Origin of the sequence: Pseudoduganella chitinolytica (assembly GCF_029028125.1) — a bacterium.
Classification (GTDB): domain Bacteria; phylum Pseudomonadota; class Gammaproteobacteria; order Burkholderiales; family Burkholderiaceae_D; genus Rugamonas; species Rugamonas chitinolytica.
Genome location: NZ_CP119083.1, coordinates 6242805 through 6269232 on the forward strand (window position 1 = coordinate 6242805; position 26428 = coordinate 6269232).

Annotated in this window: 23 protein-coding genes and 1 tRNA gene; 12 read left to right on the forward strand and 12 right to left on the reverse strand. The window is 64.6% G+C overall.

Annotated elements, in window-relative coordinates; all coding sequences use genetic code 11:
• Positions 1–292: 292 nt before the first annotated feature.
• The 4 genes from PX653_RS27565 to PX653_RS27580 form a co-directional block, all read right to left on the reverse strand.
• Positions 293–368, reverse strand: a tRNA-Lys gene (locus tag PX653_RS27565).
• Between the two features lie 82 nt (positions 369–450).
• A complete protein-coding gene (tfpB, locus tag PX653_RS27570; RefSeq protein WP_277415818.1) occupies positions 451–2220 on the reverse strand; it encodes a type IV pilus assembly ATPase TfpB in 1770 nt (589 codons plus the stop codon).
• 11 nt (positions 2221–2231) lie between these two features.
• Positions 2232–3044, reverse strand: a complete 813-nt coding sequence (locus PX653_RS27575) for a spermine/spermidine synthase domain-containing protein (RefSeq protein ID WP_277415819.1) — start codon at positions 3042–3044, stop codon at positions 2232–2234.
• A gap of 96 nt (positions 3045–3140) precedes the next feature.
• Positions 3141–3650 (reverse strand): glycine zipper 2TM domain-containing protein, encoded by a 510-nt coding sequence (locus tag PX653_RS27580; protein ID WP_277415820.1) that lies wholly within the window; start codon positions 3648–3650, stop codon positions 3141–3143.
• 444 nt (positions 3651–4094) lie between these two features.
• Between PX653_RS27580 and PX653_RS27585 the strand changes: the two genes are divergently transcribed.
• A complete protein-coding gene (locus tag PX653_RS27585) occupies positions 4095–4493 on the forward strand; it encodes a barstar family protein (protein ID WP_277415821.1) in 399 nt (132 codons plus the stop codon).
• Here PX653_RS27585 and PX653_RS27590 read toward each other — a convergent pair.
• Positions 4478–4615, reverse strand: coding sequence for a hypothetical protein (locus tag PX653_RS27590; RefSeq protein WP_277415822.1), 138 nt, complete (start codon positions 4613–4615; stop codon positions 4478–4480). The two genes, PX653_RS27585 and PX653_RS27590, sit on opposite strands and share 16 nt — an antisense overlap.
• A gap of 161 nt (positions 4616–4776) precedes the next feature.
• Here PX653_RS27590 and purN point away from each other — a divergent pair, with 161 nt between their 5' ends.
• The 4 genes from purN (at position 4777) to PX653_RS27610 (ending at position 9440) form a co-directional block, all read left to right on the forward strand.
• Complete coding sequence (gene purN, locus PX653_RS27595) at positions 4777–5400, forward strand: phosphoribosylglycinamide formyltransferase (protein ID WP_277418665.1); 624 nt, start codon at positions 4777–4779, stop codon at positions 5398–5400.
• Positions 5401–5472: 72 nt separating this feature from the next.
• Positions 5473–6795 carry an RsmB/NOP family class I SAM-dependent RNA methyltransferase gene (locus PX653_RS27600; protein WP_277415823.1) on the forward strand — a complete coding sequence of 441 codons (1323 nt, stop codon included), beginning with the start codon at positions 5473–5475 and terminating at the stop codon, positions 6793–6795.
• Complete coding sequence (locus PX653_RS27605; RefSeq protein WP_277415824.1) at positions 6792–8108, forward strand: mechanosensitive ion channel family protein; 1317 nt, start codon at positions 6792–6794, stop codon at positions 8106–8108. Before PX653_RS27600 ends, PX653_RS27605 begins: the two co-directional genes overlap by 4 nt.
• A gap of 129 nt (positions 8109–8237) precedes the next feature.
• Positions 8238–9440, forward strand: coding sequence for a DesA family fatty acid desaturase (locus PX653_RS27610; protein ID WP_277415825.1), 1203 nt, complete (start codon positions 8238–8240; stop codon positions 9438–9440).
• 652 nt (positions 9441–10092) lie between these two features.
• Here the strand turns inward: PX653_RS27610 and rpmG are convergent.
• Complete coding sequence (rpmG, locus tag PX653_RS27615; protein ID WP_050411857.1) at positions 10093–10260, reverse strand: 50S ribosomal protein L33; 168 nt, start codon at positions 10258–10260, stop codon at positions 10093–10095.
• 12 nt (positions 10261–10272) lie between these two features.
• The gene (gene rpmB, locus PX653_RS27620; RefSeq protein ID WP_008451488.1) at positions 10273–10509 is read right to left on the reverse strand and encodes a 50S ribosomal protein L28; all 237 of its coding nucleotides are present in this window, start codon (positions 10507–10509) and stop codon (positions 10273–10275) included.
• A 444-nt stretch (positions 10510–10953) separates the two neighbouring features.
• Here rpmB and PX653_RS27625 point away from each other — a divergent pair, with 444 nt between their 5' ends.
• Entirely contained in the window at positions 10954–12960 is a 2007-nt protein-coding gene (locus PX653_RS27625; RefSeq protein ID WP_277415826.1) for an LTA synthase family protein, read from the forward strand.
• Between the two features lies 1 nt (position 12961).
• Here the strand turns inward: PX653_RS27625 and radC are convergent, their stop codons facing one another.
• Together radC and PX653_RS27635 are read right to left on the reverse strand one after the other, a co-directional pair.
• The gene (gene radC, locus PX653_RS27630; protein WP_277415827.1) at positions 12962–13636 is read right to left on the reverse strand and encodes a RadC family protein; all 675 of its coding nucleotides are present in this window, start codon (positions 13634–13636) and stop codon (positions 12962–12964) included.
• A 92-nt stretch (positions 13637–13728) separates the two neighbouring features.
• A complete protein-coding gene (locus PX653_RS27635; protein WP_277415828.1) occupies positions 13729–18897 on the reverse strand; it encodes a papain-like cysteine protease family protein in 5169 nt (1722 codons plus the stop codon).
• A gap of 396 nt (positions 18898–19293) precedes the next feature.
• Here PX653_RS27635 and PX653_RS27640 point away from each other — a divergent pair, with 396 nt between their 5' ends.
• Together PX653_RS27640 and ispH are read left to right on the forward strand one after the other, a co-directional pair.
• Positions 19294–19737, forward strand: coding sequence for an FKBP-type peptidyl-prolyl cis-trans isomerase (locus tag PX653_RS27640; RefSeq protein ID WP_277415829.1), 444 nt, complete (start codon positions 19294–19296; stop codon positions 19735–19737).
• 9 nt (positions 19738–19746) lie between these two features.
• The gene (gene ispH, locus PX653_RS27645) at positions 19747–20673 is read left to right on the forward strand and encodes a 4-hydroxy-3-methylbut-2-enyl diphosphate reductase (protein WP_277415830.1); all 927 of its coding nucleotides are present in this window, start codon (positions 19747–19749) and stop codon (positions 20671–20673) included.
• A gap of 84 nt (positions 20674–20757) precedes the next feature.
• Here ispH and PX653_RS27650 read toward each other — a convergent pair whose 3' ends face one another.
• A complete protein-coding gene (locus PX653_RS27650) occupies positions 20758–20994 on the reverse strand; it encodes a hypothetical protein (RefSeq protein ID WP_277415831.1) in 237 nt (78 codons plus the stop codon).
• A 37-nt stretch (positions 20995–21031) separates the two neighbouring features.
• Here PX653_RS27650 and PX653_RS27655 point away from each other — a divergent pair, with 37 nt between their 5' ends.
• From PX653_RS27655 to PX653_RS27670, 4 genes are read left to right on the forward strand one after another with little or no spacing between them, the layout of a single operon-like run.
• Positions 21032–21961, forward strand: a complete 930-nt coding sequence (locus PX653_RS27655; protein ID WP_277415832.1) for a branched-chain amino acid ABC transporter permease — start codon at positions 21032–21034, stop codon at positions 21959–21961.
• Between the two features lie 9 nt (positions 21962–21970).
• Complete coding sequence (locus tag PX653_RS27660) at positions 21971–23188, forward strand: ABC transporter permease subunit (protein WP_277415833.1); 1218 nt, start codon at positions 21971–21973, stop codon at positions 23186–23188.
• Positions 23189–23196: 8 nt separating this feature from the next.
• Positions 23197–23964 carry an ABC transporter ATP-binding protein gene (locus tag PX653_RS27665; protein ID WP_277415834.1) on the forward strand — a complete coding sequence of 256 codons (768 nt, stop codon included), beginning with the start codon at positions 23197–23199 and terminating at the stop codon, positions 23962–23964.
• Positions 23964–24698 carry an ABC transporter ATP-binding protein gene (locus tag PX653_RS27670; RefSeq protein ID WP_277415835.1) on the forward strand — a complete coding sequence of 245 codons (735 nt, stop codon included), beginning with the start codon at positions 23964–23966 and terminating at the stop codon, positions 24696–24698. The genes PX653_RS27665 and PX653_RS27670 overlap by 1 nt, the downstream gene beginning before the upstream one ends.
• A 77-nt stretch (positions 24699–24775) precedes the next feature.
• Here PX653_RS27670 and PX653_RS27675 read toward each other — a convergent pair whose 3' ends face one another.
• Positions 24776–25744: a threo-3-hydroxy-L-aspartate ammonia-lyase gene (locus PX653_RS27675; RefSeq protein WP_277415836.1), complete on the reverse strand. Its 969-nt coding sequence runs from the start codon at positions 25742–25744 to the stop codon at positions 24776–24778.
• The gene (locus tag PX653_RS27680) at positions 25741–26385 is read right to left on the reverse strand and encodes a helix-turn-helix transcriptional regulator (RefSeq protein WP_277415837.1); all 645 of its coding nucleotides are present in this window, start codon (positions 26383–26385) and stop codon (positions 25741–25743) included. Before PX653_RS27680 ends, PX653_RS27675 begins: the two co-directional genes overlap by 4 nt.
• Between the last annotated feature and the right edge of the window lie 43 nt (positions 26386–26428).

The following is a 26428-nucleotide window of genomic DNA, read 5'->3' on the forward strand; positions in this document are numbered from 1 at the left end:
CGAGGGGGCCCGATGGTCAAGCCGAGCGGCCGTGCATTTTAAACAAGAATTGCTCGTTCAGCCACTGCCCGCGTCGAACGCCTCGTTGGAGCGCGTCATGATGGTAGTCATAAGGTTTTGAGTAACCCGTGACAAATCGCAAGTCCTCGCGAAGTCGCGCTACGCGGCGGTCTTGCGGCAAAGGAGGGTGCTGGATGTGGGCGCACAGGTTGGCAACGACGGTGCTCCGCCGCAGAAACAAAAAAAGGCGTCACGATTGCTCGTAACGCCTTCATTTGGTACTGCGAATTCGTGGTAGGCCGTGCGGGATTCGAACCTGCGACCAACGGATTAAAAGTCCGCTGCTCTACCAGCTGAGCTAACGACCCGAAAGAGGCCGTATTATAGCCATGCCCATGGCACCATGCAAGGGTACGCGCGACAATTTTTCAACGCGCTCGTACGAACGCCCTATGCCAGCGCCGCCGTCGCCTTCAGGACTTCCTCCACCGTCGTCACGCCCTCGGCGATCTTGTAGGCGCCGGCGATGCGCAGCGGCTTCATGCCGTCCGCCATCGCCTGGCGGCGCAGTGCGGCGATGTCCGTCTCTTCCTGCACCAGGTCGTTGAACGCCGGCGTCACCGTCAGCAGCTCGTAGATGCCGGTGCGGCCCTTGTAGCCCGTCTGGCGGCAGTCCGGGCAGCCGGCGGGGCGGTACACGGGCGCCGGCTTCGGCATGTCCCAGGCGCCGCCGATGCCGGCCCAGATGTCGTCCGGGATGTCGCCGTCGGGCGTCTTGCATTCGGGGCACAGGGTGCGCACGAGGCGCTGCGCCATGATGCCGATCACCGTGGCTTCCAGCAGGTAGTACGGCACGCCCAGCTCCAAGAGGCGCATGACGGCGGACGGCGCGTCGTTCGTGTGCAGCGTGGACAGCACCAGGTGGCCCGTCAGCGCGGCCTGGATCGCCATTTCCGCCGTGGCCAGGTCGCGGATCTCGCCCACCATGATGATGTCCGGGTCCTGCCGCATCAGCGCCCTGACGCCGTCCGCGAACGACAGCTCGATGCCGGGCTGCACCTGCATCTGGTTGAACGACGGCTCCACCATCTCGATCGGGTCTTCCACCGTGCACACGTTCACCTCGGACGTCGCCAGCGCCTTCAGCGTCGTGTACAGCGTCGTCGTCTTGCCCGAGCCGGTGGGACCCGTGACCAGGATGATGCCGTGCGGGCGCTGCACCAGCGCATCCCAGCGCGCCGCGTCCTCGGGCGGGAAGCCCAGCTCCGGCAAGGTCTTCACGACGACCTCCGGATCGAAGATGCGCATCACCAGTTTTTCGCCGAACGCCGTGGGCAGCGTCGACAGGCGCAGCTCGATCTCCTGGCCGCCCGCCGTGCGCGTCTTGATGCGCCCGTCCTGCGGGCGACGTTTTTCGATGACGTCCATCCGGCCCAGCAGCTTGATGCGCGCCGTCATCGCGATCATCACGACGGCCGGCACCTGGTAGACCTGGTGCAGCACGCCGTCGATGCGGAAGCGGATATTGCCGATGTCGCGCTTCGGCTCCAGGTGGATGTCGGAGGCGCGCTGCTCGAAGGCGTACTGCCACAGCCAGTCGACGATGTTGATCACGTGCTGGTCGTTGGCATCGACCTGCCGGTTCGACTTGCCCATCTCGACCAACTGTTCGAAGTTGTTGCGCAGTGCCAGGTCCTGGCCCGTGGACTTGTTGGCGTCCTTGATCGACTTGGCCAGCGCGAAGAACTGCGACGTGTACTGGGCGATGTCGAGCGGGTTGGCGATCACGCGGCGGATCGAGCGGCGCGCTACCTTGGCGATTTCCGCTTCCCACTCCAGCGCGAACGGGTCGGCGGTCGCCACCGTCAGCGTGTCGGCCGTGATCTCCACCGGCAGGATATTGAAGCGCGCCGCGTAGCTGGCCGACATCACGTCCGCCACGCGGGTGAAGTCCACCTTCAGCGGATCGATGCGGAACAGCGGCAGGTTGACGCGCTGGGCCAGCCATTCCGTCAGCATGTCCAGCGTCAGCTGGCGGTGCGGCGGCTTCGTCGAGACCAGCTTGCAGTGGGCGACGGCCGACAGCGGATGCATCGAGCCCGCCGTGTTGCGCAGGATGCCTTGCGCCTGCGTGAAATGGGCCTTGACGCTGGCTTTGTCCACCATGCCGTCGGCCAGCAGCCATGTGAAGATCTGTTGCAGGTCGAGGTGTTTCGGCATGGTGATGTTTGTCAGTTCTGGCTGGCCAGCAAGCCCTTGACCCAGGATTTCGCCGGCAGCTTCGTCTGCTGGACGATCGCCGCGGCCCGTTCGGCCAGCGCGGCGGCGTCGAGCGGGCGCGGCGTGCGGAACGCGATGGCGACGACGTTGCCATCATGGACCTGCGGCAGCGCGAGCACTTGCGGGAACGCGAACTTCATCGCCTTCAGGTTTTTCGCGTAGCTGGGATGGTCGCCGAACAGGTTGACCGTCATGATGCCGCCTTCGTTCAGGCAAGCGGCGCAGGCCTGGTAGAACTCGGGCGTGTCCAGCACCGGGCCGCGCGCGGTGGCGTCGTACAGGTCGACCTGCAGCGCGTCCAGCGTGCCGTGATGGGCCGGATCGTTGACGTAGTCGAGCGCATCCATTTCCAGCACGTGCAGGCGCGCGTCGTTGTCGGGCAGCTTGAACATCGACTGGCAGATGGCGATCACGTGCGGATTCAGTTCGATCGCCGTCACTTGCGCGTCGGCGAACGTCTTGTAGCAGAACTTGGTCAGCGCGGCCGTGCCCAGGCCCAGCTGGGCGATGGCGCGCGGCGCGTCCTGCCACAGCATCCAGGCCATCATCTGTTGCGCGTATTCCAGCTCGGGCCAGTCGGGCTTGCGGATGCGCATCGCGCCTTGCACCCATTCCGTGCCGAAGTGCAGGTAGCGCACGCCATCCTGCTCCGACAGCGTGACAGGCGCATAGCGGGGCTTGCGCGGCGCCGCCTTGGCCGGCGCGGGCTTGGACGCCGGACGCGACGATTCTTCTTTTTCGATGGATTTGCGTTTGATCAGCATGGGAGAGGCGCGAATGACGATGGCGTCATTATGCCAGTTGGCAAGGCCGGAAATGAAAACTGCCGGCACATGGCCGGCAGCGCAGGGGAGGGCGGCTCAGCGCGCCATCGGTTCGACCGACACGCGCAGGCGCACGCGCTCGCCCGGGTCGTACGACATGATGCTCGTGTAGTTGCGGCCGCGGTAGTCATACACCACTTCGTAGCCGTTGGTGCGCGATTCCCAGCTGTCGACCATGCGGCACTGGCGTACGGCCTGTTCCTGCACGCCGCCGGGGCCTGCGTTCTGGTTGCCGATGCGGTCGCCCGCGATGGCGCCGGCAATGGCGCCGGCCGCCGTCGCGGCGGTGCGACCATTGCCGCTGCCGATATTGCTGCCCAGTACAGCGCCGGCGATACCGCCGATGATGGAGCCACCCGCGCTGCGCTGCGGCTGGTGCTGGACCTGCACGTATTCCGTGCGGCATTCCTCGCGCGGCTGGTTGTAGCGCTCCACCTGCGGGGTGACGCGCACGACGCGGCCATAGTCCTCGAAATCGGTCGCCTGGGCGACCGGCGCGCTACCGATGAACAACGCCGCCGACAACAATTTTGCTTGCAGCTTCATGTGAAATACCTCGTGTTGGGTGAACGACTTTATTTTGCCAGGTGCCGGTCCCGCGAAAGGTGGACCGCGCATTGAAATGGTACCGCCGCAGGCGCCGCTCCGACTGAGCTCATGGCAACAATTTGTAACGCCGGGCAGCGCGATGGGAAGAGGAGGATGCTGCCCCAGAGGGTTAATTCTGCGCAACAACCCTTAAATTGGCCTGAAAATGAACTGGTTTTAACAAATCTTGCGTGCAGAACCACATTCGAGTTGATTCATGCTGTACAACACGTTACCCTTATACCTTAGGGATTGAGTTGTCGAAGAGAAACATCCAGCAGGGCTGGCTGCCTTCGTCGCTGTGTCACCAGTGTCACCCAGTGTCACTTCGTGTCAATGTATAGGTGCCTTCACTATAGCAAAAAACACAACCTTATATAACAGGTCGATTTTGAGGGAAAAATGAGTTTGTTCTTAACCGTGCCGCCCAATCTTGTCCAGTCCATCCGGGCCTTCCGGGTCACTGAGCTGCAAGAGGAAGCCGGCCGCCTGGGTCAGCATTTTTTATATGCGCACTGCAACGCTGGCCTGACGAAGCAGCAGGTCCTGGGGATCATCGCCGAGGCGTTCCAGTTTCCCAAACCATGCGGCAAGAACTTCGACGCTCTGCGCGAGACGCTGACCGAGACCATGGCCAAGGCCGGCCCCCAGACGGGCTTCCTGATCGTGCTGGAACAGTTGCCGAACACTCAGAAATTCGACCGCGAAGCCCGCGAGACGCTGCTGGACGTGTTCCGCGACGCCGCCGATTACTGGGCCGAAAAGAAGGTGCCGTTCCGCGTATTCTACTCCTTCGAGTAGCCGCCCGCGCCCGGCGCCGCCGCCACCGCGCTGCCACTGCCTTCCGCGCCGCTTGCAGCCTTGCCGGCCGGACCGGCTTTTCTGGTCCGGCCGGCAAGCTGGGGAACCGCTGATGTATTCATGGCGGCGATCTTAGCCCTGAGAAAACGCGCCCAGCGGCGCCACAAATACGTCGCCATACCCCGGTATGACGACGCATTGGCGTCTTGCTGGACACGTTTTTCAGGACTAATCTCATCCACCAGCAATCAATCAGCGCTTCCCTGAGGGTACAATGTCGGCCATGAAAAATATCGTCATCCTGATTTCCGGACGGGGCAGCAATATGGAAGCGGTGGTCCGCGCCGCGCAGGCCGAACAGTGGCCCGCCCGCATTGCCGCCGTGATCAGCAACCGTGCCGATGCCAAGGGGCTCGAGTTTGCCGCCGCGCACGGCATCGCCACCGCTGTTGTACCGAACAAGGACTATCCCACGCGCGAGGCGTTCGATGCGGCCCTGGCCGAAGTGATCGACGGCTATGCGCCGGACCTGGTCGTGCTGGCCGGTTTCATGCGTATCCTGACCCCCGCCTTCGTGGAACGTTACGCGGGCCGCATGCTGAACATCCACCCGTCGCTGCTGCCGCATTTCCCCGGCCTGCACACGCACGAGGCGGCCCTGGCCGCCGGCCATGCCGAACATGGCGCGACGGTGCACTTCGTCACGGCCGAGCTGGACCACGGTCCGGTCGTCGACCAGGTGGCCGTGCCCGTGCTGCCGGGCGATACGGCGCAGACACTGGCCGCCCGGGTGCTGGAACAGGAACACGTACTGTACCCGCGCGCCGTGCGCTGGTTCATCGAAGATAAACTGACGGTCGAGGAAGGCCGGGTCCACGGTCCCCACCACCCCCGCCCGGCGCACTGATCCGCCATCGGACCGCCGGTCGCGGTCCGCACTGCATTACCCTATTAATCTGTATTCATCACCAGGATTCACATGAGATTGCCACCAGCTGTTCTTGCCGGCGCCGAAGAGGTGCTACGCGAGATCCTGCGCTTCACGGCCCCGGCCGATACCACCTTGTCGCGCTACTTCAAGGACCATCCCCGCCTGGGCGGCCGCGAGCGCGGCGCCATCGCCGAGTGCATCTACGCCGTGCTGCGCAACAAGAACTTCTTTACCGACTTTTCGGAAGCGGGCGGCGGTTCGACGATGCGTCGCCTGATGCTGCTGGGCATGGCCGATGCCGTCGGCGTCGATGCGCTGCCGGGCCTGGCACCGGAAGAGGTGGAATGGCTGCAGCGCATGAAGGCCATCGACCGCAAGCTGCTGCACAAGTCGCTGCGCAGCAACCTGCCGCTGTGGCTGTACGAGAAACTGGTGGCGCAGTATGGCGAAGAGGAAGCGCTGGCGCTGGCCGACGCGCTGAACACGCCGGCCCCGCTGGACCTGCGCGTCAACGCGCTCAAGGCGGACCGCGACAAGGTCATCGCGCAACTGGCCGAAGCGCCCATCGCGGCCATGCCGACGCCGTACGCGCCGCTGGGCCTGCGCGTGCTGAAGAAGCCGCAGATCCAGAACCTGCCGCTGTTCAAGGAAGGCGCCATCGAGGTGCAGGACGAGGGCAGCCAGATCCTGGCCCAGTTGCTGGGCGCCAAGCGCGGCGAGATGATCGTCGACTTCTGCGCCGGTGCCGGCGGCAAGACGCTGGCGCTGGGTGCGCAGATGCGCAACACGGGACGCCTGTATGCGTTCGACGTGTCGGAAAAACGGCTGGCCAAGCTGAAGCCGCGCCTGGCCCGTTCCGGCCTGTCGAACGTGCATCCGGTCGCGATCGCACACGAGAAGGATGCCAAGATCAAGCGCCTGGCCGGCAAGATCGACCGCGTGCTGGTCGATGCGCCCTGCTCGGGCATGGGCACGCTGCGCCGCAATCCCGACGTCAAGTGGCGCCAGCCGCAAAGCGCCATCGGCGAGATGCACGACAAGCAGGTCGCGATCCTGGATGGCGCGGCGCGCCTCGTCAAGGCCGGCGGTCGCCTGGTGTATGCCACGTGCAGCCTGCTGGACGAAGAGAACGACGCCGTGGCGCAGCAGTTCGTTGCCACCCATCCTGACTTCGAGCTGGTGCCGATGAACAAGGTGCTGGCCGAGCAGAAGATCGACCTGGAGATGGGCGACTACCTGAAGCTGCTGCCGCACAAGCACCAGACCGACGGCTTCTTTGCCGCCGTGTTCGAGCGCAAGCCGATGGCCGCCAAGGCGGCAAAGGCGGCCGATGTGGCCGGGGAAGCTGACGAGGCCGGCGAAGACGCATGACGCAGCTGCGCCTGACGAAACTGCTGGACGACCTGCTGGGCGACCTGACCGATCCGGGCCTGATGTGGCAGGTCGGCGCCATTGCCGTGTCGATCCTGCTGGGCTGGGGCCTGTCGCGCCTGCTGCGCACGTGGCTGCGCGGCGGCGATTCCCAGACCGGCGTGCGCCGCTTCGGCATGGAAAGCTTCGGCCGCGTCGTCGGCCCGCTGGCCATCGTCTGCCTGCTGGCGCTGTCGCAGGTGGTGCTGGCGCGCTGGCACCACATCAACCTCATCAAGCTGGCGCTGCCGATCTTCGGTTCGCTGGCAGTCATCCGCTTCGTGTTCTACCTCCTGCGCCGCGTGTTCGCGCGGCACGGCGAAATCGGCGCGGCCGTGCTGACGTTCGAGAAAATCTTCCAGCTGGTCGTGTGGCTCGCGTTCGCGCTGTACATCACGGGCTATTGGGACGATATCTACCGTTATCTCGACAACATCGTCCTCCATCTCGGCAAGAACAAGGTGACGGTGGCGGAGATCCTGCAGGCCGCCGTGTCCGTCATCGTGCTGCTGGTGCTGGCGATGTGGGCCGGTGCGGCGCTGGAAGAGCGGCTGATGCACGTGGAGACGCTGCATTCGAACTTGCGGGTCGTCATGGCGCGCGTGGGCCGGGCCGTGCTGATCGTCATCGCCGTGCTGTTCAGCCTGAACATGGTGGGCATCGACCTGACCGTGCTGTCCGTCTTCGGCGGTGCGCTGGGTGTCGGCCTCGGCTTCGGCCTGCAGAAGATCGCGAGCAATTACGTGTCCGGCTTCATCATCCTGCTCGACCGCAGCCTGGCGATCGGCGACATGATCACCGTCGACAAGTTCACCGGCCGTGTCGCCCGCATCAACACCCGCTACACGGTATTGGCCGGGCTCGACGGCGTCGAGTCGATCGTGCCGAACGAGATGCTGGTGTCGGGCGTCGTGCAGAATTCCTCGCTGACGAGCAAGTATGTGTGGCTGGGCACGAAAGTGTCGGTGGCGTACGAGACCGACCTCGACTTTGCGTTGAAGCTGCTGGAAGAGGCGGCCGCTTCGGTGCCGCGCGTGCTGGCGGAGCGGCCGCCGGCCGCCACCTTGCTCAACTTCGGCGCCGACGGCCTGGAGCTGCAGGTGGGGTTCTGGATCAACGATCCGGAAAACGGCCGGGGCGGGGTGACGTCGGACGTCAACCGGGCGATCTGGAAAGCCTTGAAAGACAACCGCATATCCGTGCCGTTCCCCCAGCGGGAGATGCGCATCGTGGGACCCGTGCCCCTGCCGGAAATACGACAGAACACGGAATGACAGAAAGGTATCGTTCTGCGCGTCACGCTTGATTGAGCGTACAATGGCGGACAGAACACGTCGTACAACCGACGGCGCCCGGTTCCCGCGCCTAGGGCACCGGAACCGGGAATCACTCTTGGAGCTTGAATGGAATTTAGCTTGAACGCTGTACTGCAATTTCTCGACGAAGGCCTGACCGGCCTGTCCGCGTGGCAGACGGTCGTCTATACCCTGATCGTCACGCACATCACCATTGCGTCGGTCACGATCTACCTGCACCGCCACCAGGCGCACCGCGCGCTGGAGCTGCATGCGATCCCGTCGCACTTCTTCCGCTTCTGGCTGTGGCTGACCACGGGCCAGGTGACGAAGGAGTGGGCCGCGATCCACCGCAAGCACCACGCCAAGTGCGACACGGAAGAAGATCCGCACAGCCCCGTTACCCGCGGCATCAAGAAGGTGTTCTGGGAAGGCGCCGAGCTGTACCGCGCCGAGTCGAAGAACAAGGAAACCCTGGCCAAGTACGGCCACGGCACGCCGGACGACTGGATCGAGCGCAACCTGTACACGAAGTACAGCTGGCAGGGCGTGGCACTGCTGCTGATCGTGAACGTCATGCTGTTCGGTGCCAAGGGCATCACCGTGTGGGCCGTGCAGATGCTGTGGATCCCCGTGACCGCCGCCGGCATCATCAACGGCATCGGCCACTACTGGGGCTACCGTAACTTCGACTGCTCGGACGCCGCCACCAACATCCTGCCGTGGGGCATCCTGATCGGCGGCGAAGAGCTGCACAACAACCACCACACGTATGCGACGTCGGCCAAGCTGTCGTCCAAGTGGTACGAGTTCGACATCGGCTGGGGCTATATCCGCGCGATGGAGATGGTGGGCCTGGCGAAAGTGAAAAAGATGCCGCCGAAGCCGAAGTTCGCCAAGAACAAGGCGCAAGCCGACTTCGAGACGCTGCAGGCCGTCATCGCCAACCGCTACGACGTGATGGCGAAGTATGCCGCGTCCGTCAAGCACGCCTGGGCCGAGGAAGTGGAGCACCTGAAGCACAAGGCGCAGCTGGAATCGGGTTTCCTGAAGTCGGCCCGCAAGCTGATGCAGCGCGAGCCGGCCAAGCTGGAAGCGCCGCAGCAGCAGCAACTGGTCGAGCTGTTCCAGCACAGCAAGGCGCTGGAGACGATGCACAATATGCGCGTCGAACTGGGTGTAATCTGGGAACGTTCGCACTTCACCCGCGACGAACTGGTGCAGAAGCTGCAGGACTGGTGCCAGCGCGCCGAAGCGTCCGGCATCAAGGCGCTGCAGGACTTCTCGCTGCGGCTGCGCAGCTACGCGTAAGCGTTACCGCTTCATCGAAACGGCCCTGCGGGGCCGTTTTTTCATGGGGACTGTCCCTTCAGGGACTGTCCCCGGTTTTTATCCGCGACGCAAAGGCCGGCATGAAATGGACGTGCCGCTGCGCGGGAGGTCGCCGGGGTCTGTCCCTGCACAGGGACTGACCCCGAAGTTTGCTGGCGGACCAAGGGAACTTCAGGGTCAGTCCCCATGCGGGGACAGACCCTTGCCTACGCGGCCGTTCACCGGACCGTGCGGGGAGAGAGCCCTGTGGCTTCGTCGGGGCCGCGGATAACAACCGGGGACAGTCCCTAGTGCCGCTAAGTTAAGCGCACGGTCGCCGGGTTAGGGTCTGCCGGGCCGCCGTATCGCCCCGCAGGGGACTGACCCTGGTTTTAATCGCAGAATAGGTCGCTGGGGTCTGTCCCTGCACAGGGACTGACCCCGAAGTTTGCTGGCGGACCCGGGGAACTTCAGGGTCTGTCCCCATGCGGGGACAGACCCTTGCCTACGCGGACGTTCACCGGACCATGCGGGAAAAGACCCCTGTGGCTTCGTCGGGGCCGCGGATAACCACCGGTGACAGTCCCCTGCAGGGACAGTCCCCATAAAAAAAGCCGCTCGAAGAGCGGCTTTTTCATTGAAACCCGATCGATTACTTGATCTTGGTTTCCTTGTACGTCACGTGCTTGCGGGCTTTGGGATCGAACTTCATGATCTCCATCTTGCCAGGCATCGTGCGCTTGTTCTTGGTGGTGGTGTAGAAGTGACCGGTACCGGCGGTCGATTCCAGCTTGATTTTGTCGCGGCCAGTTTTTGCCATGATAGCTCCCTATTAGACTTTTTCGCCGCGAGCGCGCATGTCGGCCAGGACGGCATCGATGCCGACCTTGTCGATCACGCGCAGACCGGCGTTGGACAGACGCAGGGAGACCCAGCGATTTTCAGATTCAACAAAGATACGACGGTTCTGCAGGTTTGGCAGGAAACGACGTTTGGTTTTGTTGTTTGCATGGGAAACATTGTTGCCGACCATCGGCTTCTTCCCAGTGACTTGGCAAACACGTGCCATGGTGCACTCCTTAGTAACTTCCGAAATTGGAAAAAACAAGACTATACCGAAAAAACTCAGCTTTTTCAATCACTTGCGAAAAACAATTGTGTCTCAATCTCTCGGAAATATTTAACATTTATCGCCGCGTCCCCGCGAGGGCGCGGAAGTCCTTGATATCTAACGGTAAACCATGGCCGCGGCAGGCTGATAACGGTCCTGCCGGGACCGGACGTTGTCCGCTTCACACCACCTCTCTCATGTCCCGCAGAGCAGTGCACCGCTGCTGTTGCACCGTGTCAACGAAAAGCTGCCGGAACGTACCTCGTGCGCAACTTGCTTAACGAAATCTTTACGCAGGCGTAACGCCGGGTTACAACATCATGCTGTATAAACGCATCCCACGATAAACAGAGCTTTCACGCCGTTAAGCACGCCCGTTCACTTCCCTGGAATCACCGTTCGATGAAGATGTCTGCCGCATTCCCCAAGCACCGCCACACGCCTGGCGCCAGCCGACTCGCCCGGCTGACCCGCTGGGCCGGGCCGTACGCCACGCTGGTCCAGATGCTGTTGCTCGGCCTGGTCCTGCTGTCGCTGTCGCGCATCGGCCTCGTCGCCTGGCAGTGGCAGCGCGTGTCAGCGACCGGTATCGTGGGCGACATCCTCGTCCAGGGCGTGCGTGCCGACCTGATCCTGCTGGGCTATTTCCTCGCCGTCCCGTTGCTGCTGCTGCCGCTGCTGGCCCCGTTCCTGGCCCGGCGCGCGCCGGCCCAGGCCTGGCGCACCGCGACGGTGGCATGGGCTACCGTCGCGCTGATCCTGATTGTGTTCCTGGAACTGGCGACGCCACGCTTCATCCTGCAATACGACGTGCGGCCGAACCGCCTGTTCATCGAATACCTTGTCTACCCGCGCGAAGTGGCGGCCACGTTGTGGAATGGCTACCGGGCCACGGTGCTGCTGGGCTTTGGCCTGACGATCCTGCTGGGCCTGGCGATCTGGCGCCTGCTGAAGGGCGCCGCCGCATCACCGGCGTGGTCCACGGCCAAGGTGCTGCTGAGCTGGCCGCTGGCCGTGCTGCTGGCGGTCTGCCTGATCCGTTCGACGACGGACCACCGTCCCGCCAATCCCGCCCTGTTCGCGCTGACGGGCGATTCGATGGTCAATTCCGTCGTCATCAACTCGGCCTGGTCCGTGCTGGACGCCCTGGCGTCGATGCGCAAGGAAGCGCGCTCGTCCGAAATCTACGGCGAGATGCCCCGCGAGCAGGTGCTGGCGCAGGTGCGCGCCGAGCCCTGGCTGGCGGACTACCGGTTCACGTCGCCCGAGCTGCCTACCTTGCACCGCCAGCAGGCGGCGCTCGTGCGCCAGCGGCCGAAGAACCTCGTCATCGTGCTGGAGGAAAGCCTTGGCGCCACGTTCGTCAAGTCGTTGGGCGGCGTGCCGGTCACGCCGGAGCTGGAAAAGCTGAAGGACGAAGGATGGTGGTTCGAGCGGTTGTACGCCACCGGCACGCGCTCCGTGCGCGGCATCGAGGCCGTCGTCGCCGGCTACGCGCCGACACCGGCGCGCAGCGTCGTCAAGCTGTCGCTGGCCCAGCAGAATTTCTACACGCTGGCACTGGGCCTGGGGCAACAGGGCTACCACACGGAATTCGTCTACGGCGGCGAGGCGCACTTCGACAATATGCGCCAGTTCTTCACCGGCAACGGCTTCCAGAAGGTCACGGACCGTTCCGACATGAAGCCCAACTTCGAAGGCAGCTGGGGCGCCTCCGACGAAGACCTGTTCGACAAGTCGCTGCAGCGCCTGGACCAGTTGCACAAGGCCGGCAAGCCATTCTTCACGTTGATCTTCAGCTCGTCCAACCATGAGCCGTTCGAATTCCCGGACGGCAAGATCGCCTTGCACGAAGAGCCGAAGCAGACCGTCAACAACGCGGTCAAGTACGCCGACTTCGCGCTCGGCAAGTTCATCCGCGCGGCCAAGCAGCAGGACTACTGGAAGGACACGGTGTTCCTGATCGTGGCCGACCACGACAACCGCGTCTACGGCGACAGCCTCGTGCCCGTCCACAAGTTCCACATCCCCGGCCTGATCCTGGGCGCGGACATCGAACCGAAGCGCATCAAGCCGTACGCCAGCCAGATCGACCTGGGTCCCACGCTGCTGTCGCTGCTGGGCGTGTCCAGCGAGCACCCGATGATCGGCCGCGACTTCGTGCGCGACAGCACGACGCCGGGTCGCGCGCTGCTGCAGTTCGACAATTACTTCACGTGGCTCGACGACCGGGGCGCCACCATCCTGCGCCCGGGCGGCGCGCCGCTGGCGGCGAAGTACGATCCGGCCACGAGTCATCTCGAACTGTTGAGCACGACACCGGACCAGGTCATGGTCGACAAGGCCATGGCCCACGTGCTGCTGCCGTCGATGCTGTACCGCGAGCAGCGCTACCGGCTCACCAAATGACCTAGATCTGGCCGTTCTCCGCAAACGAATGCACGCGGTGGCCGGCCACGACGAAATGGTCGAGGATGCGCACGTCGATCAGCGCGAGGGCCTGCACCAGCGTGCGTGTCAGGGCCAGGTCCGATTCGCTGGGGTCGGGGACGCCGGAAGGGTGGTTGTGGGCCAGCAGCACGCTGGCCGCGTTGTACGCCAGCGCCTCGCGCACGATCTCGCGCGGGTAGACGCTGGTGTGCGTCAACGTGCCACGAAACATCTCGCGCGCCTCGATCAGGCGGTTGCGCACGTCCAGGAACAGCACGTGGAACGATTCGTACGGCTGGCCGACGAGTGCCAGGCGCAGGTATTCCTTGACGGCGTGCGGCGAGTTCAGCGTTTCGCCGTGCCGCAACTGCTCGTTGATGGCGCGCCGCGCCAGCTCCAGCACCGCCTTCAGTTGCGCGAACTTGGCGTTGCCCAGGCCCGGGATGCGGGTGAACTCGGCCAGGTTCGCGCCGAACAGCGCCTGCAGCGAGCCGAACTCGCGCAGCAGCTCGCGCGCCAGCTCGACGGCATCCTTGCCGGGCACGCCGACCCGCAGGAACACGGCCAGCAGTTCCGCGTCCGACAACGCCTGCGCGCCCTCGCGGATCAGCCGCTCGCGCGGGCGCTGCTGTTCGGGCCAGTCCGTGATCGCCATGGTGCCTCCGCCGTTGGGTGAGGCTGATTATGGACGGGACAGGCCGATGCCGTGCTGATCTGCCCCCTACCGGCATCGCGCCCGCTGTGACGTCATGGCGCCGTGTTGTCGCTCTGGTGTTGCAGCGGCTGCTGGAAGTGGACGACCTGGATGTACAACCCGTCGTCCTTGTTTTCGACGACCATCTGCTCGAACACGCCGATAAAGTGCCGGAACGTCTCCGTCACCTCGTTGCCGGTCATGGGGTCGATAAAGGTCAGCAATGCGCTGGCGGGATCGGCGTCGGCATTGCCGACGATTTTCGTCAACAGGCGCGCATGCGGCGAGAATTCGACCGAGGAGATGCCCGAGTCCGTCGTGACCCACAGCGGCCCGTAGGCATTCAGCCAGTCGATGTACTGCCGCAGCGGATAGTTGGCGGTGGGCTCGCCGGTCATCCTCACTTTGTCCAGGAACGCGGCTTTTTCGCCCGACTTCAGCAGCTGGTTGTCGATATATTTCTGCATGTACAGGTTGCCCGCTTCCGCCATGGCGTCCTGGACGAGCAGCGCCTTGCCGCGCTGCCAGCTCAGCATCATGGTGGCCACCGTTGCCCAGCACAGATTGATGCCGTCCTGCTTCATCTTGGGGACGACGCCGGGGAACGTGGCGAGGACCATCTTCGTGCCGGTGCCGCTGATGTCGACCGATTCGGAGCCCCCTTCGCCATCGACCTTGTGCGCCTTGACGTCCTTGCCTTGCTCGGCCGCCTTGACCGCGGCATCGGTCAGCGTGGGCTTGGCCTTGGCTTCGTCGGCCTCTTTCTTCTTCGTCGCGGCGCCGCCGTCGATCTGCTGTTGCAGGTGTTCCTTGACGAGCTTGGCGTAGTCGTCCTGGCTGAGCGCGCCGCTGGTCTTCGCCGCCTTGAGCGAGTCCATGATCTTGTCGGAGTTCTGCGTGCTGTGGGCCTGCATCGCCATGTCCTTGGCCATCTGGGCGAAGGCCTTGGCATTTTCCTGGTTGGACAGGTAGGTCGCCATGACGTTCTTCTGGTTGCCTTCCAGCCCCGTGATGTCGCGGAACGAGTCGCCCTTGCCGAGCAGCGCGGACAGTCCCGCCAGGCCCGCGCCCGGCGCCGGTGCCGCCGGTGCGGCCAGGATGCCGACCAGCGGCGCGGCAAAGTCCTTGAACACGGCTTGCCAGTCGGTGACGGTGGGCGTCGGCACGTTGACCGGCATGAATGCCGTCGGTTCGTCCGTGTTGGGGAAGCGCTTCCAGTCCTGCAGGCGGTCGGTCTCGACCTTTTCGCACGCGTTGCAGGAACCCTGTACCGCCTCCGCGAACACGCCGCGCGAGGGCACGCTGATGCGGTACGGCGGCACCGGCGTCAGCGGCTGGTAGTGATCCATCAGGGCGACATCTTCCTGGGCGCCGTCCTCGGCCGTCTCCGTGATGTACGACTGGCTGACCTTGTAGCCCGCCGCCACCGGGAACACCATGGCGTTGCCGGTGATGGTGACCAGTTCGTTCTTGACCACCGAGGCCAGGCTGCGCAGGGCAACCGGCGCGCCGGCGGCATTGAAGACCTGGATGTGGAAGCCGTCCAGCAGCATGTAGCGGCGGTCCGGGTCCAGGCTGAACCACAGTGCCTTGTTGTAGTGCTCCAGATTGCTGTTGAGATGGCTGATGAGCTTGTTGACGACGTAGATGTCCTCCTTGCGCGGGTTGCGCTTCTCGTCCGAATTCTCCGGGATATGCAGCTCGGTCCCGTCGAGCAGGTCATCGCTGACGTAGCCGCTGTACAGCGTGCCGTGGTAATGCGCCGTGTCGTAATAGATGGCGACCTTGCCGGTCGCGACCGTGACGAGGTCGCGCAGGCCGTTCACCAGGTCGCTGTCGAACTTGATATTGAGATACTGGGGCAGGTCGATGCGCCGGTTGGACGAGGTGCCGCGCAGGTTCACGCGCATGATGCGCTCGCCACCCTTGTAGCGTGTCGCACTGCTGAAATCGAGGTCCAGTGCGTCGATGCGCAGCGTGTCGACCATGCGGTCGAATATGATGGGCGCCATCTCGTTGTAGTAGATGTCGTCCCATTCCGCGATCAGCCTGCCCTGGAAGAAGTTCTCCATCATGTCGATCACGTCCTTGTACCCGAGCAGCGTGGCATAGATCGTCCACATCTTCTTGTCCTTGACATCGTTCTCGAAGAAATCGGCGAACGTCACCGGTACCGTGACCGCGCCGATCGTCACCGATGTGGGGCGGAAGTTCTTCACGCGGATGCAGCGGGCCGGCGGGACGACCTGGAAGTTGTCGTCGATCTGCATGAACAGGTCGAAGATCTTGGCGCGCACCTGGATTTCCTCCGTGACGGTCTTGCTGTCCGAGTGCCCGAACAGGGAAGCGAAGCCGGTAAACACGGCGCCGATGACTTCGGCGGTGGACAGCCCTTTCGCTTCCTCGTGCGAGACCTTCGCGGTGACCACGGGGAGGGACTGGATGCGGTCGTAGCGTGTCCGGGGCCGATGCAGGTTGGTTTTCAGCTGGATTTCGCCGCGGACGAACGTGATGCTCTCCTCATCGTAGCTCCCGGCGGGGAAATCGACATTGGCATAGTTGGTCTTGATGCGCTCGTTCGCGTCGAAGCCCTTCAGCAACGGATGCTGATAGCCAAAGCCGCGGTGGCGCAGATAGGTTTCCGACGGCATGGCCAGCAGGTGGGCGGCCAGCACGTCGCGCCATTTGAAGATGTTCTCGGCCGAAAAGTCCGTCATCAGGAGGGGCACGAACACGCATTCCTCCACGTTGCTGAGCTCCTGGTAGATCGCATAGTGGCGCAGCACTTCGAAATACATCATCGTCAGCGCGTGGCAGTGGTTGTGGTTGGCCACCACTTCCGTCGTGGCGGCATAGCGCTGGCCTTCGCTGACGGTCGTGACGACGGCGCCATTCTGCTGGCGATAGCTGGACGCCGTCTGCATGATCGACTGGCGCAGCTTTTCGCTGAAGAATTGCGAGACGCCGCGCGAACTGTTCTGCTGCGCGCTGGAACTGGAATTGGCGGTACCGCCCGACACGCCCAGCGCGGCGCCGACGGGACCGACCAGCGCACCGGCACCGAACCCGGCGCTGACGCCGCTCGTGTGCGCCGAGCTGCTGCCGCGCATGGATTCGTTCAGGCTGCCGCCCAGCTGGTCGAGGATGGCGCGGTCGTCCACGATCAGCGCGGACAGGTTTTCCCGCTGGCTGACCTGCTGCGACTCCTGTGCCTGCAACGAATGGGAGGCATCGAGGACGACGATCTCCTTCTTCTGCCCGGGTGCCAGCGCCAGCGAATACAGCAGGTCGCCCAGCGAGTAGCCGTCCGCCTTGAAGACCGATTTGTAGTGCAGCACGTGGCCGGTGGCGATCGTCACCGCCTGGTACAGCGACAGGTTGGCCTGGTCGTCCGGCGCATCCTGCCAGCGCACGGGGTTGGACAGGTCGATGGCCTTGCGGCTGATCTTGGCCGTGCCACCCGTCAGCTCGAACGTGGTCATCTTCTGCCCCAGCTTGGGCACCCAGGTTTCGATCTTCTTGAGCGTGTAGTTGGCCACGTCCGGGTCGGACGTGCGCACGATCGCCTTGTAGCTGTGTTCGCTAAGGGTGCGATTCGGCGTCGACAGGTTGACGCAGGAGCCGCCGATGTCCTGCGAGTATTCGTCCGAGCCGATCAGGTCTTCCTGGTCGGGCAGGCGGGGCGCCTTCTTGGGGTGCTCGCAATCGCAGTCGTCGGTATCCTGGTTTCCCGCTGGCGCGGGCACATCCTTCAGCAGCAGATAGAGGAAGTCGTCCGCGACGGTCACGCCGCTGCCGTCGTCGGCAACGATGGCGATGTTGGCCGGATCGTTGGGGGCCACCGACAGCAACGCCTGCGCCGCGACATACAAGCCGTAAGGGTAGGCAAGGGAGAAGTTGCCGGACTTGTCAGTCGTGCCGGCGCTGACGATGCGCCACGCCGGGTCGCCATCCTTCCTGGCCTGGACCAGCACGGTCAGGTCGCCGACGGGACTGGACTTGTCGGGCGCCAGCACCTGGCCGCGCAGCTTCTTGCCGGGTCCCTGCTTGCCGAGCTTGTCGGCAGCGCTCAGGCGGATGGGCCGTTGCAGCGGCACGTCGATGGCGAGCGCGGCCAGGGCCTGGTCGCCGGCATCGAATTGCTGCGACCACAGGACGGCACCGTCGAAGCCCTTGACCCGGACGTTCACCGTCGCATCGAGGGCGGCCAGGTACAGGGGCGCCTGGCCGGCCAAGCTGAAGGGCAGGGCGTTGCCGTCCACGTCGCCCGTGCTCTTGTGCCAGTCGACATGGCGTTCGGCGGCGACCTGGGCCGCGCCTTTCGCTTGCGTGGTTTCGACGGCCACGGCGTAGTAGTCGAAGTCCGCCCTGGTGACGGCCTGGTCCGCGGCCAGGATGCGCAACGTGCCGGCGACGTCGAGAATGGCGATGGGCGCCACCCGGACGGCAAAATCGAACAGGCCGGCAAAGCGTTTGCGGATGAGCGCGAGCGCGCCGGCGGGGTCGCCGATGCCCCGTTCGCGCAGGCGGGCCAGCAGCAGCTTTTCCCGTTCGGGATCGGGCTTTTGCGTCAGCGCGGGCGTGCTGCCGCTGGTATCGCACAGGTAGCCGACGATGGCGAGCAGGTACACGTCGTCGCCGGCGCGCGCCGTGCCGCCGAGTTCCTTGAGCAGGGCGAGATAGGCCTCCTTGTCGATCAGCACCAGGCTGTCGCCGCTCATGCCAACCGCGGCGCCAGGGGCCGGGGCGGCGCCGCCGGCCAGCGCCGCGCTGGCGAGCGGATGGGCCGCGCCGGCCGCCAGGCCGACGGACAAGAGCGCATTCCACTGCTGTTGCCCCAGCACGTTGCCGTCCGGGGTGAGGTGGCGCACCGCGATGGGGATGGTCAGCTGGTCGAGTGGCGCCGGCTGGCCTGGCACGTGACCGTCGGCCGTGCCACCCGCCAGCGCCTCGCCGAGATAGCGCCAGAAATGGGCCACCGTCGTCTCGTCGGTACCCGTGACGGTCGTGGCCGGGAAGGCGGCGCGGTAGTCGCTGGCGGTCAGCTCGCGGGTGACGTTGCACGTGGCGGGCGCCAGGGCGATGCGATCCACCCACGCATCGTGGCTGGCGGGAGCGATCGCGTACTCGTAGCTGGGCATGGCGAAGGACAGGACGATGTCCTTGAGGGGAATCCTGCCGGGATCGCCTTCGTATTTCAGGGTGTTCTGGAGTGTCAGCATGTCGGGCTTTCTTGGATTGGACGGCGTGCATTGGCGCGCCGACCCAGTGTGTCGGCGGCTGCGAATCGGGTGAAAGGAAGCGGCTGCAGGACGAGACGTGGCAGCTGGTGCGCGAAGGAGCCGGCGCAGTACCGACGAGCCGGTACGGAGAAGGGGACGACAGCGACCAACCGCTCTTCGGTCACTTGTCTTTGTTGAATGTCATTGTTGCGCGAACCGGTCCGCAGCGCTGTAACCGTTTGTAGAAGTGCCTTATCTGACACACTATCGTTGTGCAAGCGATGGCGCTGCCGCTTGCCCACAGGTGTGTCCGCGCCGGCACCTGGATTGCCGCACACAGCACAGACAAGCGCGAAGGTGGCATACAATAACGGTTTGCAAGCTCAAAGAACCGCCATGTCCAACGTCGTCACCTCCTCTGCTTACCTTACCCTGCATTACCGCCTGGCCACGCTGGACGGCACCGACATCGTCACCACCTTCAACGGTAACCCGGCCACCCTGATGCTGGGGCAGGGCCAGTTGGCCCCCGTACTGGAGGAACTGCTGATCGGCCTGCCCGAAGGGACGCACAAGACGTTCGACCTGGAGCCGGGCGTGGGCTTCGGGCCCCGCAACCCCGACCTGATCCGCCCCGTGTCGCGCGCGACGCTGGACGAGAACTCCGTGCCGGGCGCCGACTACAAGGTGGGCGACCTGGTCGACTTCGCGGCGCCCGGCGGCGGCCGCTTCGCGGGCATCCTGCGCGAACTGCGCGACGATGCCGCCATCTTCGACTTCAACCACCCGCTGGCCGGCCAGCCGGTGCGCTTCGAAGTGAACCTCATCTCCGTTCTGTAATCGAATCCCATGGACAAAGAAATCCTGCTGGCCCAGCCGCGCGGCTTTTGCGCCGGCGTCGACCGCGCCATCGAAATCGTCGAACGGGCGCTCAAGCAGTTCGGCGCGCCCATCTACGTGCGCCACGAAATCGTGCACAACGCCTATGTCGTGGCCGACCTGCGCGCCAAGGGCGCGATCTTCATCGAGCAGCTCGATGACGTCCCGGCCGGCAATACGCTGGTGTTCTCCGCCCACGGCGTCTCGAAGGCCGTGCGCGCGGAAGCGGAATCGCGCGGCCTGTCGATCTTCGATGCCACCTGCCCGCTGGTGACGAAAGTGCACGTGGAAGTGGCCAAGATGCGCAGGACCGGCTACGAGATCGTCATGATCGGCCACGACGGCCACCCGGAAGTGGAAGGCACGATGGGCCAGGCGGAAGAGGGCATGCACCTCGTCGAAACGGTGGAGGATGTCGCCACGCTGAACGTGGCGAATCCGGATCACCTGGCGTACGTGTCGCAGACCACGTTGTCGGTGGACGACACGGCCGAGATCATCGCCGCCCTGAAAGCGCGCTTCCCGAACATCCAGGAGCCGAAGAAGGGCGACATCTGCTACGCCACGACGAACCGCCAGGAGGCCGTCAAGTTCATGGCGCCGCAGGTGGAAGTCGTGATCGTCGTCGGCAGCCCGAACAGCTCCAACTCGAACCGCCTGCGCGAAGTGGCGCAAAAGATGGGCACGCCGGCCTACATGGTCGACCGCGCCGAGCAGATCGACCCCTCGTGGCTGGAAGGCTTCCGGCGCGTGGGCGTCACCGCGGGCGCGTCGGCGCCGGAAGTGCTGGTCCAGGCCGTTATCGACCGGCTCAAGGAGCTGGGCGTCAAAAGCGTGCGACCGCTCGAAGGCGTGGAGGAGAACGTCACGTTCCCGCTGCCCAAAGGCCTCGCCTGAGCGGGTCCTGTCCTGTCAAGTCATCCATACAACACTTTTTTCTGCGACTGTTGATGAGAAAGCCACTCTGCGCCTGAATTTAATTTAGAATTGCTCCGATTTTTCCATGTTTAGTTTTTGTCTGGAATCGCTATGATTGCGAACGCTTGGAAAAATTGCCATTCCGACTGCTTTCTGCATGGCCGCCAGGATCGCTGGGATGCACCTGCGCATCGGGCGTTTGGCCATGCCGGCAAGCGGGAACAGGGCGGAACACGGCGGCACGCGGGAACCATCCCGGGTGCCGTTTTTATTACGCAGCGGCAGCACGATGGGAGACACGATTTCCCGTCGCCTGCTACTTAAGGGGCAATCTCAGATGGATACCTTTATCCAACAAATTATCAACGGCCTGGTGCTGGGCAGCATGTATGCCCTTGTCGCGCTGGGCTACACGATGGTGTACGGCGTGCTGAACCTCATTAACTTCGCCCACGGCGACGTCTTGATGATCGGCGCCATGATCGGCCTGACGATCCTCAACATCCTGGGGGCGCATTTCCCCGAAATGGCCGGCGGCCTGCAACTCTTGATCGCCATCGTCGGCGCCATTCCCTGCTGCATGATCGTCAACGTGCTGATCGAACGCATCGCCTACCGCCGCCTGCGCAATGCGCCACGGCTGGCGCCGCTGATCACGGCGATCGGCATGTCGATCCTGCTGCAGACGTTCGCGATGATGATCTGGGGCCGCAACCCGCTGCCGTTCCCGCAACTGCTGTCTACCGAGCCGATCGCCGTGGGCGGTGCCGTCATCAGCATCACGCAGGTCCTGCTGCTGGCGCTGGCCGCGCTGTCGATGGGCGGCCTGGTGCTGCTGGTCGAGAAGACCAAGATGGGCCGCGCCATGCGCGCCGTCGCGGAAAATCCCCGCGTGGCCGGGCTGATGGGCGTCGATTCGAACCGCGTCATCGTCTATACCTTTGCCATCGGCGCCGCGCTGGCGGCCGTGGCCGGCGTCATGTGGGGCGCCAACTACGCGTCGATCCAGTTCGCGATGGGCACCATCCCAGGCCTGAAGGCGTTCTGCGCGGCCGTGCTGGGCGGCATCGGCAACATCTACGGCGCCATGATCGGCGGCATCGTGCTGGGCATTATCGAAAGCCTGGGCGCCGGTTATATCGGCGACTTCACGGGGGGCTTCCTGGGCAGCCATTACCAGGACATTTTCGCGTTCATCGTGCTGATCCTCGTGCTGACCGTGCGGCCATCCGGCATCATGGGCGAGCGCGTGGCGGACCGGGCTTAAGGAGACACCATGGCACTGCTCAATTTCGATACCGTCCACAATCCGCGCAAGGCCTACACGAGCCTGGCGCTGCTGCTGGTGGTCATGCTGGCGTTCCCGTTCTTCGCACAGAACTTCGGCAACTCGTGGGTCCGCATCGCCGACCTGGCCCTGTTGTACATCATGCTGGCGCTGGGCCTGAACGTCGTGGTCGGCTTTGCCGGCCTGCTCGACCTGGGCTACATCGCATTCTATGCGCTGGGCGCCTACCTGACAGGCCTGTTGGCCTCGCCCCAGTTCGCCGTGCTGGTGGAATCGCTGATCAACCTGCATCCGGGTACCGGCGAGGCGCTGGCGGCCGTGCTGGGGGACGACATCCGCACCAACGGCATCCACCTGTCGGTCTGGTTCATCGTGCCGCTGGCCGCGTTGCTGGCCGGCGTGTTCGGCGCCATCCTCGGCGCCCCCACGCTGAAGCTGCGCGGCGACTACCTTGCCATCGTCACCCTGGGCTTCGGCGAGATCATCCGCATCTTCATGAACAACCTGAACGATCCAATCAACATCACCAACGGACCGCAGGGCATCAACCTGATCGACCCGATCAAGGTGTTCGGCGTCGACCTGGCCGGCGCCGCCGGTTCGGGCGCGATGGTGCAGGTGGGGTCGTTCTCGCTGCCGTCCGTGAATGCCTACTATTTCCTGTTCCTGCTGCTGACGATCGCCACGATCTTCATGACGTCGCGACTGCAGCACTCGCGCCTGGGCCGGGCCTGGGTGGCGATCCGCGAGGACGAGATCGCGGCCAAGGCGATGGGCATCAACACCCGCAACGTCAAGCTGCTGGCGTTCTCGATGGGCGCGTCGTTCGGCGGCGTGGCCGGCGCCATGTTCGCGGCGTTCCAGGGCTTCGTGTCGCCGGAATCGTTCTCGCTGACGGAATCGATCGCCGTGCTGGCGATGGTGGTATTGGGCGGCATCGGCCACATCCCTGGCGTCGTGCTGGGCGGCGCGCTGCTGGCGGCGCTGCCGGAAGTGCTGCGCCACGTCGTCGAACCGTTGCAGCAGCAGCTGTTCGGCCAGATCCTGATCGAGGCGGAAGTGCTGCGCCAGCTGCTGTACGGCCTGGCGATGGTGCTGATCATGCTGACGCGCCCGGCCGGCCTGTGGCCGTCGCCGAAGCACGAGGACCGGCCCGATGCCGATTCCGACACCAAAGAACAATCGTCCGGCGTCGTGCCTGCCTGAGGAAGTCCATGAGCGAAGTCATTCTGAATATCCAGGGCGTCAACAAGCGTTTCGGCGGCCTGCAGGCGCTGACCGACGTCGGCATCAAGATCGAACGGGGCCAGATCTATGGCCTGATCGGCCCGAACGGCGCCGGCAAGACCACGTTCTTCAACGTCATCACGGGGCTGTACCAGCCCGATACCGGCACGTTCGAGCTGGCCGGCAAGCCGTACTCGCCGTCCGCCCCGCATACGGTGGCGAAGGCGGGGATCGCCCGCACGTTCCAGAACATCCGCCTGTTTGGCGAGATGACGGCGCTGGAGAACGTCATGGTGGGCCGCCACGTGCGCTCGCACCAGGGCGTGTTCGGCGCCATCTTCCGCCACAAGGCGGCGCGCGAGGAGGAGGCGTCGATCCGCCGGCGCGCGCAGGAACTGCTGGAGTTCGTCGGCATCGGCAAGTTCGCCAGCCGCACGTCGAAGTACCTGTCGTACGGCGACCAGCGCCGCCTGGAAATCGCCCGTGCGCTGGCGACCGACCCGCAACTGCTGGCGCTGGACGAGCCGGCCGCCGGCATGAATGCCACCGAGAAGCTGGCCCTGCGCGAGCTGCTGGTGAAGATCAAGAACGAGGGCAAGACGGTGCTGCTGATCGAACACGACGTCAAGCTGATGATGGGCCTGTGCGACCGCATCACGGTGCTGGAATACGGCAAGCGCATCGCCGAAGGGCTGCCGCACGAAATACAAAGCAACCAGGCCGTCATCGACGCCTATCTGGGAGGATCGCACTGATGGGTGCCAATGCAGCAAGCAATGTCCTGAAGATTTCCGGCTTGAAGGTCGCGTACGGCGGCATCAAGGCCGTCAAGGGCATCGACCTGGAAGTCAACGAAGGCGAACTGGTCACCCTGATCGGCGCCAACGGCGCCGGCAAGACGACGACCTTGAAGGCCATCACGGGCACGCTGCCGGCCTGCAAGGTCGAGGGCACGATCTCGTACCTGGGCCAGTCGCTGAAGGGCACGCAAAGCTTCCACCTGGTCGAGCGCAAGCTGGCGATGGTGCCGGAAGGGCGCGGCGTCTTCACCCGCATGACCATCCAGGAAAACCTGATGATGGGCGCCTACACCCGCAACGACAAGGCGGGCGTGGAGGCCGACATCGCCAAGTGGTTCGACATCTTCCCGCGCCTGAAGGAACGGGCGGGCCAGCTGGCCGGCACGTTGTCCGGCGGCGAGCAGCAGATGCTGGCGATGGCGCGCGCGCTGATGTGCCACCCGCACCTGCTGCTGCTGGACGAGCCGTCGATGGGGCTGTCGCCGATCATGGTGGACAAGATCTTCGAGGTGATCCGCAACGTGTCGAAGGAGGGCATCACGATCCTCCTGGTCGAGCAGAACGCCAAGCTGGCGCTGCAGGCCGCGCACCGGGGCTACGTGATGGACTCGGGCGCCATCACGATGACGGGCAATGCCGACGACATGCTGCACGATCCGCGGGTGAAGGCTGCGTACCTGGGCGAGTAAACGCAAGACCCACCAAAGCCCGGGACAGACCCTGGTTTGAGGAAATTCCCTTGAAACCAGGGTCTGTCCCGGGTTTTTTATCGCGCGATGAGCTGGGCGAAGCGGGCGAGGTCGACGTTGCCGCCGCTGATCAGGATGCCCACCTTCTTGCCGCGCAGCTGGTCTTTCATCTGGCGCGCGGCGGCCAGGCTCAGGCAGCCGGTCGGCTCCACCACGATCTTCATGCGCGACGCATAGAAGCGCATTTCGTCCACCAGTTGCGCATCCGTGGCCGTCAGGATGTCGTCGACGTCGCGGCGCACGATGGGGAACGTCAGCCGGCCCATGTGCTGCGTCTGGGCGCCGTCGGCGATCGTCTGCGGCGTGTCGATGTGCACGATCTCGCCCTTGCGGAACGACTGCTGGCCGTCGTTGCCCGCTTCCGGTTCCACGCCGTACAGCTTGCAGCGGGGCGACAGCGCCCGGGTTGCCAGCGCCGAGCCGGATAGCAGGCCGCCCCCGCCCATGCAGACAAAGAAGTAATCCAGCTCGCCCACCTCCTCGAACAACTCCTTCGCCGCCGTACCCTGGCCGGCGATCACGTCGAAGTGGTCGTATGGCGGAATCAGCGCCAGGCCATGCTTCTCGGCGAGGTCGCGACCGATCTGTTCGCGGTCTTCCTTGTAGCGGTCGTACACGACGACGGTGGCGCCATAGCCGCGCGTGGCCGCCACCTTCAGCGCCGGCGCGTCGTGCGGCATGACGATGGTGACGGGAATGTCCAGCAGCCTGGCGGCCAGGGCCATGCCTTGCGCATGGTTGCCGGACGAGAAGGCCACGACGCCGGCCTTGCGCTGCGCCGCGTCCAGCCGCGCCAGCGCATTGGTGGCGCCGCGGAACTTGAAGGCGCCCGTGCGCTGCAGGTTCTCCGCCTTGAAGAACACTTGCGCGCCCAGTTCCTCGTCGGCGGTGCGCGACGTCAGCACCGGGGTGCGGTTGGCCAGGCCGGCGATGCGGCCGGCGGCCGCGACGACGTCGTCATAGGTTGGAAGCTTCAGTTCGGTCATGATGTTCCTTGGGAGTTGAAATCCTTGTAGACGGTGGCCCGCGAGACGCCCAGGTGCGCCGCGACCGTTTCCATCGCGCGGCGCATTTCCGTCAGGCCGGCCTCCTTCAGCTCGCGCAGCAGGGCGCGGCGCTCGTCCGCCTTCAACGCGCGCGCCGTGGTGCCGTGGCGCGCAGCGAAGCCGTCGATGTGCTGCCGCAGTGCCGCCGCGCCGGCCGGGGCCAGCGATTCGGCCACCGGCGCCGTGCCGTCGGTCCGGGCGAACTGGCCCAGCAGCGCTTGCAGGTTCAGCACATGTGTCAGGTCGACGTTCAGGCACAGCGCGGCGACATAGTTGCCAGCGCTGTCGCGGATGCCGATCGACGTGCCCTTGCAGGGCCGGCCGTCGGGGAAGCGGTTCGGATAGTTCGCCAGCACCTGGGGCAGGGCCGGGTCGGCGATGCGTGCCAGTCCCAGCTCCGTGGCGGGATCGCCAACGGCGCGGCCGGACTGGTTGTTGTGGATGGCCACCACGGCCTGGTCCGGAGCGAGCAGGTCGTTGATGATCACTTCACAGAACGGCGCCAGCGAACGGCCCAGGCCCTCGGCGACGCAGGCCAGCTGATCCAGCAGGTGTTGTTGTTCGGGGGTACGGGAGGTCATGGGTATACAGATTATCTTCTTTTGGATTTTTTGTATACACTTC

Coding starts and splice junctions, on each gene's coding strand:
- tfpB (WP_277415818.1), bottom strand. CDS start 2,220: ATGCCGAAACACCTCGACCTGCAACAGATCTTCACATGGCTGCTGGCC.
- PX653_RS27575 (WP_277415819.1), bottom strand. CDS start 3,044: ATGCTGATCAAACGCAAATCCATCGAAAAAGAAGAATCGTCGCGTCCG.
- PX653_RS27580 (WP_277415820.1), bottom strand. CDS start 3,650: ATGAAGCTGCAAGCAAAATTGTTGTCGGCGGCGTTGTTCATCGGTAGC.
- PX653_RS27585 (WP_277415821.1), top strand. CDS start 4,095: ATGAGTTTGTTCTTAACCGTGCCGCCCAATCTTGTCCAGTCCATCCGG.
- PX653_RS27590 (WP_277415822.1), bottom strand. CDS start 4,615: ATGAATACATCAGCGGTTCCCCAGCTTGCCGGCCGGACCAGAAAAGCC.
- purN (WP_277418665.1), top strand. CDS start 4,777: ATGAAAAATATCGTCATCCTGATTTCCGGACGGGGCAGCAATATGGAA.
- PX653_RS27600 (WP_277415823.1), top strand. CDS start 5,473: ATGAGATTGCCACCAGCTGTTCTTGCCGGCGCCGAAGAGGTGCTACGC.
- PX653_RS27605 (WP_277415824.1), top strand. CDS start 6,792: ATGACGCAGCTGCGCCTGACGAAACTGCTGGACGACCTGCTGGGCGAC.
- PX653_RS27610 (WP_277415825.1), top strand. CDS start 8,238: ATGGAATTTAGCTTGAACGCTGTACTGCAATTTCTCGACGAAGGCCTG.
- rpmG (WP_050411857.1), bottom strand. CDS start 10,260: ATGGCAAAAACTGGCCGCGACAAAATCAAGCTGGAATCGACCGCCGGT.
- rpmB (WP_008451488.1), bottom strand. CDS start 10,509: ATGGCACGTGTTTGCCAAGTCACTGGGAAGAAGCCGATGGTCGGCAAC.
- PX653_RS27625 (WP_277415826.1), top strand. CDS start 10,954: ATGAAGATGTCTGCCGCATTCCCCAAGCACCGCCACACGCCTGGCGCC.
- radC (WP_277415827.1), bottom strand. CDS start 13,636: ATGGCGATCACGGACTGGCCCGAACAGCAGCGCCCGCGCGAGCGGCTG.
- PX653_RS27635 (WP_277415828.1), bottom strand. CDS start 18,897: ATGCTGACACTCCAGAACACCCTGAAATACGAAGGCGATCCCGGCAGG.
- PX653_RS27640 (WP_277415829.1), top strand. CDS start 19,294: ATGTCCAACGTCGTCACCTCCTCTGCTTACCTTACCCTGCATTACCGC.
- ispH (WP_277415830.1), top strand. CDS start 19,747: ATGGACAAAGAAATCCTGCTGGCCCAGCCGCGCGGCTTTTGCGCCGGC.
- PX653_RS27655 (WP_277415832.1), top strand. CDS start 21,032: ATGGATACCTTTATCCAACAAATTATCAACGGCCTGGTGCTGGGCAGC.
- PX653_RS27660 (WP_277415833.1), top strand. CDS start 21,971: ATGGCACTGCTCAATTTCGATACCGTCCACAATCCGCGCAAGGCCTAC.
- PX653_RS27665 (WP_277415834.1), top strand. CDS start 23,197: ATGAGCGAAGTCATTCTGAATATCCAGGGCGTCAACAAGCGTTTCGGC.
- PX653_RS27670 (WP_277415835.1), top strand. CDS start 23,964: ATGGGTGCCAATGCAGCAAGCAATGTCCTGAAGATTTCCGGCTTGAAG.
- PX653_RS27675 (WP_277415836.1), bottom strand. CDS start 25,744: ATGACCGAACTGAAGCTTCCAACCTATGACGACGTCGTCGCGGCCGCC.
- PX653_RS27680 (WP_277415837.1), bottom strand. CDS start 26,385: ATGACCTCCCGTACCCCCGAACAACAACACCTGCTGGATCAGCTGGCC.